This is a genomic window from Segetibacter sp. 3557_3 (genome assembly GCF_004354985.1).
Lineage (GTDB): Bacteria > Bacteroidota > Bacteroidia > Chitinophagales > Chitinophagaceae > Segetibacter.
Genome location: NZ_SMSK01000010.1, coordinates 23,308 through 36,325 on the forward strand (window position 1 = coordinate 23,308; position 13,018 = coordinate 36,325).

Genomic DNA, 13,018 nt, shown 5'->3' on the forward strand with positions numbered 1-13,018 from the left:
AGGTTCGACCAGGACGGTGGTGCAGCGGTTTTACCTATAGCTATGACTTGTACAGGAGTACTAAGTTGTTGCATACGGTGATGCCGTACAAGAGTGCGACGCCCGTCCGCCCATCATCCGGGCGGGCAAGAAAAGCTACATCGCGACCTGCTGCCGGGTCCAAAAAAACCCGGACCTCGTCAAGTATATCGCCAGTTACTGCTTCGTAACCGGATCGGAGGTATAACGCCCGTCGAGTTTACGCATGAGCCCTAATGGATTTGAGTCTTTTAGTGCATCGGGCAGGTTAGCTTCGGGGCAATCCTGGTAACAAACCGGTCTTACGAAACGTTTGATGGCCTCCGCACCAACGGATGTGGTACGACCATCAGTTGTTGCAGGGAAAGGTCCGCCATGTACCATTGCATGACTTACTTCAACACCGGTAGGAACACTATTATAGATGAGCCTGCCGACTTTGTCGGTCATAACATCGATACATTCTTCGTAGTGGGCGATGTCGGCTTCAGTACCGAAGATCGTACCGGTTAGCTGACCGTGTAATGCATGAAGCGCCTGTTTTAACTGGTCGGCGGTAGCACAGCGGATGATCATCGAGGCAGGTCCGAACATTTCGTCCTGCAGGTTGGGATTGGATACAAAATCGGTTGCGTTTACCTCGAATAAAGCTACGCTTCCTTTATATGCACTGCATTCATCCTCGCCCAGGTGGATGGCCTTAACCCCTTTTTCAGTTGTTATCTTCTCCCTGCCGGTATAATAACTTTTGCAGATGCTCTGGTTAAGCATTGTTGCAGCCGGGATTGCCTGCAGCTGTGTTGAAAGCTTGCCGATGAACTCTTCAGTAGTATCGCACTCCAGCACAAACAATAGACCGGGGTTGGTACAAAACTGGCCCACACCAAGGGTTATAGAACCTGCAAGCAATGAGGCTGATTTATCCATATCTGCTTCGAGCTTACCTGGCAGAACTAGCACAGGGTTGATGCTGCTCATTTCGGCATAAACCGGAATAGGCACCTGGCGATCGTTTACCGCCGTTTTATATAGGGCCATACCCGCGCGGTAAGAACCGGTAAAACCAATTGCTTTTACCGCAGGATGTTTTGCCAATGCCTGCCCAAGAGAAGCGCCTTCGCCGATCAGCGAAGAAAATACGCCGTCGGGCATACCCGAGTTTTGTGCAGCTTTAATGATCGCATTTGCTACAAGTTCGTTGGTGCCAAGGTGTGCATTATGTGCCTTAATAACTACCGTACAACCGGAGGCAAGCGCCGAAGCAGTATCGCCACCTGCTGTGGAAAATGCAAAGGGAAAATTGCTTGCACCAAATACCACCACTGGTCCCACCGGAACAAGCATTTTGCGCAGGTCGGGGCGGGGTAATGGTTTGCGATCGGGCAATGCCGGATCGATGACGGCTTCAACCCATGAACCTTCGCGCAGTAGTGAAGCGAAAAGTTTAAGTTGATTTACGGTTCGCCCTCTTTCACCGGTTAACCTTGCCTCGGGCAAGCCGGTTTCGAGCATGGCCCTTTGAATAAGGGGATCGCCGATATTGATGATTTCTTCGGCGATATTCTCAAGAAATGCCGCCCGTTGTTCGGGAGTTGTTTTTTTATATGTTTCAAAAGCGGCTGTTGCTTTCCACAGGGCCTCCTCCATATCTTCTTTAGATACGACACCGAATTCTTCGGGCAGGTATTCCTGCTTAGCGGTACTAAATACTTTTACTTTTTTGTCGCTGCCGGCCCTGGTTGAAAAGCCTACATGACTATGCCCATTGAACATTCTCTGCTGGTTGTAAGTTTAAATAATCGGGCAATTCTGGTCTTGTTTCAATTGCCTCATTTATAATTGCCAGTACCTGCGCTCTTTCTGCTCCCTCTACGGCAAGCCTTGGCGCACGTACGTGTTCTGTACCAATACCTGTTTGTGTTGCAGCCAATTTGATGTACTGCACAAGCTTAGGATGAATATCGAGTTCGCAAACGGGAAGGAACCAACGATAAATTTTAAGCGCCTCCTGGTAGTAACCGGCTTTTACCAAACGGTAAATCGCAACAGTTTCTCTTGGGAATGCATCAACAAGCCCCGCTACCAGTCCGTCTGCGCCGGCGCAAAGGCTCTCGTATGCAAGCGTATCTACCCCGCCGAGTATGCGAAAACGATCGCCAAAGCGGTTAAACATACGGGTAATATTCGTGATGTCTCTTGTAGACTCTTTTACCGCCTGGATGTTCGGAATCAACGCGAGCTCATCGAACATTTTGAGGGTAACCATGATCTTGTAGTCAACAGGGTTGTTGTAGATCATGATGGGGAGAGAAGTATTGTTGGCTACCGTGCGGAAGTATTCTGCCGTCTCGCGGTCGTCGGCATTATAACGCATCGGTGGTAACAGCATTAGTCCATCTGCACCATGGCGCTCCGACTCATTAGCAACTGCAATTGCTTCCCGGGTGGATTGCTCTGCAATGTTGCAGATCACGGGTATCTTATCGCCCGCAACTTCTTTTGAAAAGATCAAGAGGTCTTTCTTTTCACTGTTGAGTAACGTACTTGCTTCACCAAGGGACCCACCTAAGATGATCCCGTCAACACCCGCATCCATCTGGGCACGCAGGTTTGTTTCAAAGGTTTGAAAATCTACGGAGTCATCTTTTTTGAAGGGAGTCAAAACTGCAGGATAAACGCCTTTCCAGTGAACTATGCTCATGATACATTATTTTATTAAATTAATAAGTCAAATTTAGTTTTGCATCACCTGGTTAAGTATTCCGCAATTAATTGATTGTTTACAGATTTTAACCCCTTTCGAAATTAACCCTCTACGGGGGAAGTAAACCTGCATGAATCGGGATAAAGGTAGTCATAATGTGCATTTACCCTTTTAAAGAGCCTAATTTGTTGGCGATTGCAGCGCTTTAACTAGCTGCAATCCACCTTTGATCCTGACAGTGTGAAGAATATCAACGATTTAGAATTCAAACGAGTTATTATATTTGAACGTCTTTTCCCCAGCCGGTGCATTTCACTGGAACACCCATGATCCTATTACTGATTAATTATCCCAACCATGTTCGACAAAGAGACTTACCTGCAAAGGAGATCAGCACTAAAGGCCGGAGTTGGCAGCGGTGTTATCCTGCTGTTAGGAAATGAAGAAAGTAGCATGAACTATAAGGATAATGTTTATCCATTCAGACAGGATAGCAGCTTTTTATATTTTGTAGGTATCGACAAGCCGAATGTTCATTTTGTTGTTGATATTGATAATGACGAGGAGGTTCTTTTCGGGGATGAGGCAACGATTGACGAAATCATCTGGATCGGGCGACCAACATCGGTAGCTGAACTTGCAGCCAACGCCGGAATAAGTAAAGTGCTGCCGGCAGCTCAGATAGCACACTACCTGTCGAACATATTATCGAAACAGCGCGTCGTTCACTACTTGCCCCCCTACCGTGGTGAACACTACCTGCAGATCAGCGCCTGGCTCAACCGGCCTGCGGCAGCAATAGCAACGGCAACTTCTGAGCAGCTTATTAGAACGGTTGTCGGTTTAAGATCGATCAAGTCAGCGCTGGAAATCCGGGAAATCGAACGTGCAATTGATGTTACTGCCGATATGCAACTGGCAGCGATGCAACAGTGCCGGGCCGGTCAAACGGAGGCTGAACTTGCAGGTAAATTGCAGGCGATCGCCATTGCCGGTGGCGGCAACCTTTCGTTCCCAACCATTTTGACGACCCATGGCGAGGTATTGCATAATCATTATGGCGACAATGTTATTCCTTCTGGTGCAACCGTGCTTTGCGATTGTGGTGCCGAAACCGCGAGTCATTATGGCGGCGACCTTACGCGCACCTTTCCTGTAGATAAAACATTTACCAACAGGGAGCGCGAGTTATATGAAATCGTATTGAATGCACAACAATCGGCTGCTGCGGCCTTGAAGCCCGGTAAGCTCTTTCTTGATGTACATCACCTTGCCTGTGAAAAGCTAACTGAAGGACTGATTGCATTGGGCATTATGAAAGGCGATCCGAAGGAAGCGGTAGCTGCAGGTGCGCACACCTTGTTTTTTCAATGTGGGCTCGGACATATGATGGGCCTCGATATACATGATATGGAAAACCTGGGCGAGCAATATGTTGGCTATACCGATCAACTTAACAAGAGCACGGAATTCGGGCTTAAATCGCTTCGCCTGGGCAGGGCACTTGAACCAGGTTTTGTTGTAACCGTAGAGCCCGGACTTTATTTCATTCCTGTATTAACCGAAATGTGGGCAGCCGGGAAAAAGCATGACAACTTCATCAACTACGATAAGGCGCTGGCCTTTATGGATGCGGGCGGTACGCGGATTGAGGAGGATTTCCTTGTTACCGAAACCGGGGCGAGGTTGCTGGGGAAACCACTTGCTATAACGGTGCAGGAAGTAGAAAGTACCCGACAAGCGGGATAACGAAAGTGCGACTCAGGATTAGAAAGAAGCTTTAGCCCCCTGGACTTAGCCCTGATGATTGCACGATTAATTACCTGGCATGGCGTTTCCTTAAGCAAGTTATTGAAACCAGCTAAGGGAATTCTATCTCCAACGTCACGCTCTGTATGGCATTCCTAATTCAATGTTGTTTGATTAAGAGAAATCTTTGGTGACCAGCAGTGGGAATTCAATTTGCCATCGTTGCCCGCCGGATGAACTCCCGCCAGAATGAATTCTTTCGGGCTGGCCGTTCGGACGCCCGCCCGGATGAACCGGTTCGGACGGGGGTGTCACTCCCTTGTACCCCCTCCCTTTATTGACCAATTTCTGCCACTGACCCGAAGTAAACGACATTGATTCATTATTCACCAAATTGCTGTTTCCAGGGCTTAACCAAACAATTTTGAATTACCATAGTTGACGTTCAACAAGTAACAGCAGCATACCAACTCAAGGGTATAAGCTGAGGTGTGAAGCCCATTTTTTCCGGGTGATCGTTAATCAGCTGAAAAGATCATTGATACGGAAATATAGTTGGCGAAACACTAGGAATTGACAGGATAATTTCTATCTTTATATGCAAATAATATTCTATGTATCAACTACCTACGAATATAGATCCCGAAGTTGCCACCGAACTGAAGAAGCTTCAGAACGAATACGTGGTTGGACTTCAATCCGATGCTCCCTTTGCAATACTTAAAACCATCCGGCTAAAAATCAGGCTCATTATAAGTCGTTCTTTACTTACCCCGCGACCCCCTTACCATAACGCACATTTAACAACCGGTGTTAAATAGTCCTCTAACTATCTATTGCTATTCTATATACAACAACGCATCCTCCCAATTCCCTCGTGAATTTTCAATAAGGATGGTGGTTATTGGTGGCGGGTTACAAGAACTACCAGTAACATTTTAGCTAGTTGGGGGTGCACCTGTAGATCATCATTTTTGCCCGAAGCCACGCGTTTATTGCGGCATTCCCGTGCGACTAAACGCTTCCGTGTTTATTTACAAGCAAGTGTTTGCGCTACTCTATCATCCTGATGGACATCCATAACAACGGCCTGGTACCACAATGCAGGCATCCATATTCACTTGCTTGACTATATCGGCAATTGCTTCAACAATAACGGAACAGCATGCAACGTTCCACCTCCATGTTATTGAGGACCGCATAATCCATTTCGGCGTACTCAGCTGCATCAGGATCCGGCACATTTAGAGTACCCCCAGGCCGCTTTATCCTTCTATGCCAGCGGTGCCATCATGAACGAGCCCGGTTAGTATCACACCGATTGCCCGGCTATCGTATCCTGCTGCGCAAATCAAAAAAATACATTTGTTGACGGACGAAAATTGCTTTCCTCCGGCGCGCTGCGAATTCTAAAATGGCCGTGCCTTATCGACAGGTGTTTGCGAGGCTGTGCAATGTAGATACAACCCTTTTAAGGGCCTTACCATTATCAGCCACTTGACTGCGCAATATGGCAGTGGTGTAGCCGTACCAGGAATTCATCAAGGTTAGCATGCGACAAATGCATCAACATTCCAACCGCGGCACCCAGGTGATCGTCGGGTTCATGTACCAGCCGGGCGATTGCACTAAAGCCACCAGTTGAGCTACCAATAGCAACAAACTAAGTGGGTTGTGTTTTAATAAGGGCCGTTGGTAAGTTGGCACTGAACGATCAACTAGTCATTGTCAACCGTGCGATCCGGATCTTAAAGACTAATGGCTGTTTAACCATCTGAACGCATGGCACGCAAATTATGCATCGATACAGTCTTAGTATAATCTAACGCTTATGGAAATGAAAACGAAGCTCGACGACAACCTGCATTGGTATAAGGATGCAATCATATACGAACTACACATAAAAGCGTTTTGCGACGGCAACAGCGATGGCATTGGCGACTTTGAGGGGCTGATGACAAAGCTGGATTACCTGCAGGACCTTGGCGTAACTGCAATCTGGGTATTACCCTTTTATCCTTCTCCACTCAAGGACGATGGTTACGATATTTCCGATTACCTGAGCATCAACCCGAGGTATGGAACCATCAGCCAGTTCAAAACTTTTATGAATGAAGCGCATAAAAGGAACCTCAAGGTGATTACAGAATTGGTGATTAACCACACCTCTGATCAGCACCCATGGTTTCAGCGCGCACGCCTCGCGCCAAAAGGATCACCGGAACGGGACTTCTACGTTTGGACAGACAATCCTAATCAATGGAAAGATGTTCGCATAATTTTTACCGACTATGAAGCAAGCAACTGGACCTGGGACCCTGTTGCCCAACAATATTACTGGCACCGCTTTTTTCACCACCAGCCCGACTTAAACTACGATAACCTGCTCGTCCAGGAAGAAGTTATTAAGGTGTTGGATTACTGGTGCGAAATGGGGGTTGATGGTTTTCGGCTCGACGCTGTTCCGTACCTGTATGAACGCGAAGGCACCAACGGTGAAAACCTCCCTGAAACACACGCTTTTTTAAAAAAGCTCAGGTCGCACATTGATGAAAAGTTTCCCGGCACCGTGTTCCTTGCCGAAGCAAATATGTGGCCCGAAGACTCGGCTTCTTATTTTGGGGATGGTGATGAATGCCATATGAATTACCATTTCCCGGTTATGCCACGCATGTTTATGGCGCTGCAAATGGAAGACCGCTACCCTATCACCGATATATTCGACCAAACACCTGAAATACCTGAAAATTGCCAGTGGGCAATGTTCTTGCGTAACCACGACGAGTTGACGTTGGAAATGGTTACAGACGAAGAGCGGGATTACATGTATAAAGTTTATGCAAAGGATCCAAAGGCAAAGATTAACCTTGGTATCCGCCACCGGCTTGCCCCGTTGATGGGAAATAACCGCCGGAGAATAGAGCTCATGAATTGTCTTCTCTTTTCTATGCCTGGCACCCCGGTAATTTATTATGGCGATGAAATCGGCATGGGCGATAACTTTTACCTTGGCGACCGCGATGGGGTGCGTACACCAATGCAATGGTCACCCGACAGGAACGCGGGCTTTTCGGCTTCGAACCCCCAGAAACTTTACCTGCCCGTCATTCTTGATCCCGAGTACAATTATGAGTCGGTGAATGTTGAAATGCAACGTTCAAATACATCGTCGCTGTTCTGGTTCATGAAGCGCATGATCAGCATGCGTAAACGTTTCAAAGCTTTTGGTCGTGGCGACATGAAGTTCATACCGGTTGATAATCCAAAAGTGCTTGCGTTTACAAGAACATACGACAACGAAACTATCCTGGTGATTGTAAACCTTTCCAAATATTCACAGGCGGCTGAGGTAAACCTTGCTGCATTCAAAGGTTATATACCAACCGAAGTTTTCAGCAAAAACAAGTTCCCCATTATTAAAGAAGATAGCCCTTACCTGTTTACGCTTGGCGCTCACGCGTACGAATGGTTTGAGCTCCATATCTCGCAAACCCAACTGGCACAGGAAGTGGTCCTGCCGGCAGTTACTACCAATGCATGGGGTGCAACGGCAGATACACGACTACTTGAACGTTTGCAGGACAAAGTATTAAGTGATTACCTGTTGAGAACCGATTGGTTTGTGGCAAAAGAAAAAAGCATCAACAGTATCGCTGTTACAAACCATGCGGTTATTCCGTACGACAATCAATATTGTTTATTGCTCCTGATCGAAGTGCAATACGAAAGTGGCTTACCCGAGTCTTATCAGCTGCCGTTGACCTTCATCAAAGAAAGCCTTGTTGAAAACCTTCGGGCCAATTGTCCGCAGTCGATCATTGCGCGTATCACCGTTGGTGAGGAGCAGGGGGTACTGGCTGATGCACTGTTTACGCCAGGCTTTCAACAAGCGTTGTTGCAAAGAATGGCCGAGAGCAATAACATCCGGATAAGCAACAGTGAAATCGAGTTCAAAGGCAACCCGGAACTCAACAAGGGGCTGCAACTACCCGGGGAAGTGAAATCCAAAGTAATTCCAGGTTCCGGCATTACCTCCATCAGCTACGATAACGGTTACGTGCTTAAGATGTACCGCAAAATTGATCCTACCACCAACCCCGATCTTGAGATCAGCCAGTACTTGTCGGAGCAAGTGAAGTTTGAAGCGGTACCTGAGTATGCCGGGGCAATTACCTGGAGATTTCAGCGCGACACCATAGCGTTGGGAATGCTACAGGTGCTGGTGGAAAATCATGGCGACGGCTACAGCTTTATGCTCACCCGTATCGATAACTATATCGAACGCATTCTTTCAGCCGACAAACAAACACTTGAGTCACTGCCCTCGTTAGGCACCTTAACCGATCCATTACCATATGACCAGCTTCCGGTTGAACTGCAGGAGCTTTTGGGGGCGAATGCAAGCGAGCAGGTGAAACTTATCGGAACAAGGACTGCACAGATGCACCTTGCTCTTGCTTCAGGAACTTCTTTAAAAGAGTTTGCGGCTGAAGACTTTAGCCTGCATTACCAAAGATCCCTGTTTTCGTCAATGCAGTCACTGGTGCGGGAAACCTATGAGAACAGGCATGTTGATAACACGCCGGAAAACGCCAGGGAGGACCTTCAGGAGATACTCGGCAGACGGCAGGATGTTTTAGAAACCCTGAAACGGATCTATGCTAAAAAACTTGACGTCGTGAAGATCCGGATACATGGCAACTTAAACCTAAGCCAGGTGATATTTACGGGCAAAAACATCGTAATCAACGATTTTGGCGGCGACCCCAAACGAAGCTTTAGTGAGAGGCGTTTAAAACGCTCGCCCCTACGCGATGTTGCAGGCATGGTATATTCGCTCCGGAAGGTTGCCTACGAAGCCTTCCTGAAAACAACACATGTGCAGGATGAAGGTTTAACGGCATTGTTGCCTATGGCCAGGTTGTGGGCACATTATATGGTTGGCTTTTTTATGCATGCCTACCTGGAAGAAGTACAGGGCAAAGCGTTTATCCCTGCTGACAAGGCCGAACTCAAGATGATGTTGGATACCTACATGTTGGAAAAAGCCCTTTGGAACCTTAACGACGAAATGAAAAGTGATGCAGAACATATAATCGTACCCTTAAGAATTATAAAGTCCATTATTGGTGAAAAGCGCGGTTGACAACAGCAGCAATGGCTGCACACGCTTGCAAGAGTCTTGAACGATCGAGCTTTGAACTGCACTTTAAATACCAGTTTTTTATGAAGACAGGATACCTGGTTTTGGCTTTACTCATCATGGGCTGTGGAAACGACAAAGCGCCGGAAACCATTACAGGACCGAAAGGAGAGATTTTCACCCGGCGGGTAGTTGCCAACCAATTGAGCGATCCTTGGGAAATTACTTATGGCCCGGATAATCACTTGTGGGTAACTGAAGCCAAAGGTTACCGGGTTAGCAAAATCAATCCGATAGACGGCTCGAAGAAGGTACTGCTCGATCTCAACGGCTTGAAAAATTTTGACCGGTACGACAAGGCAAAAGATGGGAAAGACGGCAAGCCCTGGCCACAAGGCGGATTAATGGGGCTTGCTTTGCACGCGCAGCTACTTGCCGGAAAACCTTATGTGTACCTCGCATACGTGCATCATTTTGCTGGCGCAGCTAAAGAGGGAAACGGTTGTGAAGACTTGTTTGGCGGCTGTTTTTATAAGGCCCGCATTGTTCGTTATACGTACGATTCAAAACTGGACAGCCTGGTACAACCCGAGATAATCTCCGACACCTTACCTGCCAGCAGCGATCACAATGGCGGGCGTTTGTTGATGGCAACTGTGGATGATAAGCCTTACCTTTTTTATGCTATTGGTGAGATGGGTGCTGGCCAGTTCGACAATGGCGGCCGAACCAATCACGCCCAAAATACCGGCTCATACGAAGGCAAAATTCTACGGTTTAATGCCGAACCCGATGCTGATCCCAACCCTTACGACAAATGGATACCAAACGACAATCCCTTTAACGCCCGGGTGCAAAATGCAGTCTGGACAACAGGGCACCGCAACCCGCAGGGTCTTGCTTTTGCCTTGGGAAAGATCTATTCAACTGAACATGGACCATATTCCGATGACGAAGTAAACATCATTGAGCGTGCATCAAATTACGGGCACCCGCTAATCGAAGGCTTGAGCGATGGTAATTACAACGGCCTTGCGGCAGGGGCATCCGATCATAAAGAGTTACCGGGCATTTGGCATACGACCTATCCCCTGATTACGAGCGAGCAGGCCAATGCTTCGGCAATTGGAGCCAGCTACCGCAACCCGGTTAAAAGCCTTTATCCAACACCCCATAGCGAACTACAAAACATACTCAACAAAACTTTGGAAGGCGATCGTGCCGAGTGGATCTCAGAGGCACCAAGCAGTATAGATGTTTATACGTCTTCCGCCATCCCGGGTTGGAAAAATTCGTTGTTGATCCCTGCACTTAAAACGGGTCAACTGGTACGCCTGCAGCTCAATGCTGCAAACGACGGTATTATGGGAGATACCATTAATTACTTTAAAGATGTTGCGCGTTACCGGGATCTCGCCATCTCACCCGATGGTCGGAATATTTACCTTTCTGTCGACAGTTCCAGCAAGTCGTCCGGACCAACGGAAGGCAAATCGAAAAAAAGTTTTTGCCGGGGATGCATCGTTGCTTTTACGTATGAGCCAGGTGGTAAGCAGTAGCCTGGCAATCGGTTGAAGCAATCGCCAGGGATAATGAACGACGAGGTAAGACGGGGAATTTTTATGGAGCCGGCATAGGAACTCTGTTGCGGCTCCGGTTGTGTCACTCACTTGTACCGTATAGCCCTATTCTGCAATTGCATCCAGGCCGAAATTTATTCGACATTGGGAGCACCTGGCGGAGTGCCAATACCTGCGTAGACGATCACTGCTCTACGATATGGTGGCAGGTGACAACACCTGCAACGGCGGAGTGACAATACCTGCCAGGCGATCGACTGCTCTAGGATGGTAGTTGCAGGTGACAACACCTGCAACGGCAGAGTGACAATATCTGCCAGGCGATCACTGCTCTACGATGATAGTTGCAGGTGACAACACCTGCAACGGCGGAGTTACAACACCTGCAACGGCTGAGTGACACACCTGCAACGGAATTGAACGTTATCTCCAACCACCCCCCAATGCTCGGTATAAGTTAACAGTGGCTTGTAATTGCTGCAAGCGGTCATTTACCTGGCCGAGTTCGGCCTGCAATAAGCTCTGCCTCGCGGTGATCACCTCGTTGTAGTTAGCAAATCCATTGCGCAAGAGCTCCTGGGTATATTCAACCGAACGTTCCAAAGCAGAAAGCTGGTTGGAACGAACGGTCATCTTTTCAAGCGCAGTTTGATGAAGAAACAGCGCATTGGATACTTCCTGTCCCGCGTTTAATAACGTGTTCTGAAAGTTCAGGTACGACGCCTGTTGCTCAGCCTCTGCCACCAACAGATTGGTTCTGTTCAGGCGCCGGTTCAGCAACGGCTGCACCAGCCCTCCGCCGATACTTGCAGCAAGCGATGAAATATCGAGAAACTTTGGGAACGTAAGGCTATTTAACCCGGCCGAGCCCGTAATCGAAAACGCTGGGTAGAAAGCGGTACGCGCAACATTGGTAAGTTCAAAGGCGTTTCGATAATCAAACTCCGCCTGCTGCACGTCGGGCCGATGGGCCAGTAACTGGGTTGGTATACCCGTTTCAAGAGGGTACGTTACCGCCTGTGCCTCCAAAGTGCTTCGCCGTATTGAAGCAGGCGGACGGGCAAGCAGGATGCTGAGCGCATTCTCTGTTTCCCTTATGCTCCGTTTTAGATCGGGAATGGTAACTTCCGCTGCATATCGCTGGGCCTCACTCTGTACCACTGCTGCCTCGGTAACCCTTGCAGCTTCTTTCAATGCCCGCATGGTGGTTACGGTTGTATCCCAGTTGCGCACTGTTTGCCGGGTTATTTCGAGTTGCTGGTCCAGGGCAAGCAGGGTATAATAGTACCCTGAGATGGTACTTACCAGCCCGGTTTGTACCGCCCGCGATGCAGCTTCGGTTTGAAGGAGGGCTGCAAAGCTGGCGCGCCTGCTGCTGCTGAGTCGTCCCCATATGTCGGCCTCCCATGCCGAAGACAAGCCAAACTGGTATTGGGTGGCACTGGTGCGTATACCAAAACCCTGCGCTTCCGACAATTTGGATATGGTTACACCAAGGTTAGAGCTTAGCGTAGGTAAAAAGGCCGCACCGCTTTGGAGGTAATATGCTTGTGCCTGTTGAATACGGGTGAAAGCAATCCGCAGGTCGAGGTTGTTCCGGATACCCTCTTTAATGTATCCCTGTAAAATCGTATCGGTAAAAACTTCGGTAACGTCCAGCGTGGCCATAGTGTTCGTATCACTTGCCGCCACATCCCTGAAAAGACCCTCAGTTTGCACCTCCGGAGTTTGGTACCTGCGCGCAATATTGCATGAACAAACAATAAGGGTCAGCAGGAAAATAAATGAAAGGTGTCTGAAATTGCTACTCATAAGTTTAGGCTC

At 48.2% G+C, this 13,018-nt stretch carries 8 protein-coding genes; 4 read left to right on the forward strand and 4 right to left on the reverse strand.

Annotation, left to right across the window (positions count from 1 at the left end; translation table 11 throughout):
* Nucleotides 1–195 precede the first annotated feature (195 nt).
* Together EXU57_RS15170 and EXU57_RS15175 are read right to left on the reverse strand one after the other, a co-directional pair.
* The gene (locus EXU57_RS15170; RefSeq protein WP_133269080.1) at nt 196–1,791 is read right to left on the reverse strand and encodes an aldehyde dehydrogenase (NADP(+)); all 1,596 of its coding nucleotides are present in this window, start codon (nt 1,789–1,791) and stop codon (nt 196–198) included.
* Nucleotides 1,775–2,719, reverse strand: coding sequence for a dihydrodipicolinate synthase family protein (locus EXU57_RS15175; RefSeq protein WP_133269081.1), 945 nt, complete (start codon nt 2,717–2,719; stop codon nt 1,775–1,777). Before EXU57_RS15175 ends, EXU57_RS15170 begins: the two co-directional genes overlap by 17 nt.
* Nucleotides 2,720–3,079: 360 nt before the next feature.
* On the opposite strand from EXU57_RS15175, the gene EXU57_RS15180 reads away from it, so the two are divergent.
* The gene (locus tag EXU57_RS15180; RefSeq protein ID WP_133269082.1) at nt 3,080–4,471 is read left to right on the forward strand and encodes an aminopeptidase P family protein; all 1,392 of its coding nucleotides are present in this window, start codon (nt 3,080–3,082) and stop codon (nt 4,469–4,471) included.
* A gap of 614 nt (nt 4,472–5,085) precedes the next feature.
* Entirely contained in the window at nt 5,086–5,292 is a 207-nt protein-coding gene (locus tag EXU57_RS25155) for a hypothetical protein (RefSeq protein WP_165958160.1), read from the forward strand.
* 668 nt (nt 5,293–5,960) lie between these two features.
* On the opposite strand, the gene EXU57_RS25900 is transcribed toward EXU57_RS25155, so the two are convergent.
* The gene (locus EXU57_RS25900) at nt 5,961–6,125 is read right to left on the reverse strand and encodes a hypothetical protein (protein ID WP_133269189.1); all 165 of its coding nucleotides are present in this window, start codon (nt 6,123–6,125) and stop codon (nt 5,961–5,963) included.
* A 177-nt stretch (nt 6,126–6,302) separates the two neighbouring features.
* On the opposite strand from EXU57_RS25900, the gene treS reads away from it, so the two are divergent.
* Both treS and EXU57_RS15205 read left to right on the forward strand, forming a co-directional pair.
* The gene (gene treS, locus EXU57_RS15200) at nt 6,303–9,617 is read left to right on the forward strand and encodes a maltose alpha-D-glucosyltransferase (protein WP_133269084.1); all 3,315 of its coding nucleotides are present in this window, start codon (nt 6,303–6,305) and stop codon (nt 9,615–9,617) included.
* An 11-nt stretch (nt 9,618–9,628) separates the two neighbouring features.
* Nucleotides 9,629–11,173 (forward strand): PQQ-dependent sugar dehydrogenase, encoded by a 1,545-nt coding sequence (locus EXU57_RS15205; RefSeq protein ID WP_133269085.1) that lies wholly within the window; start codon nt 9,629–9,631, stop codon nt 11,171–11,173.
* 444 nt (nt 11,174–11,617) lie between these two features.
* Here the strand turns inward: EXU57_RS15205 and EXU57_RS15210 are convergent, their stop codons facing one another.
* Nucleotides 11,618–13,006, reverse strand: a complete 1,389-nt coding sequence (locus tag EXU57_RS15210; RefSeq protein ID WP_133269086.1) for an efflux transporter outer membrane subunit — start codon at nt 13,004–13,006, stop codon at nt 11,618–11,620.
* Nucleotides 13,007–13,018 lie beyond the last annotated feature (12 nt).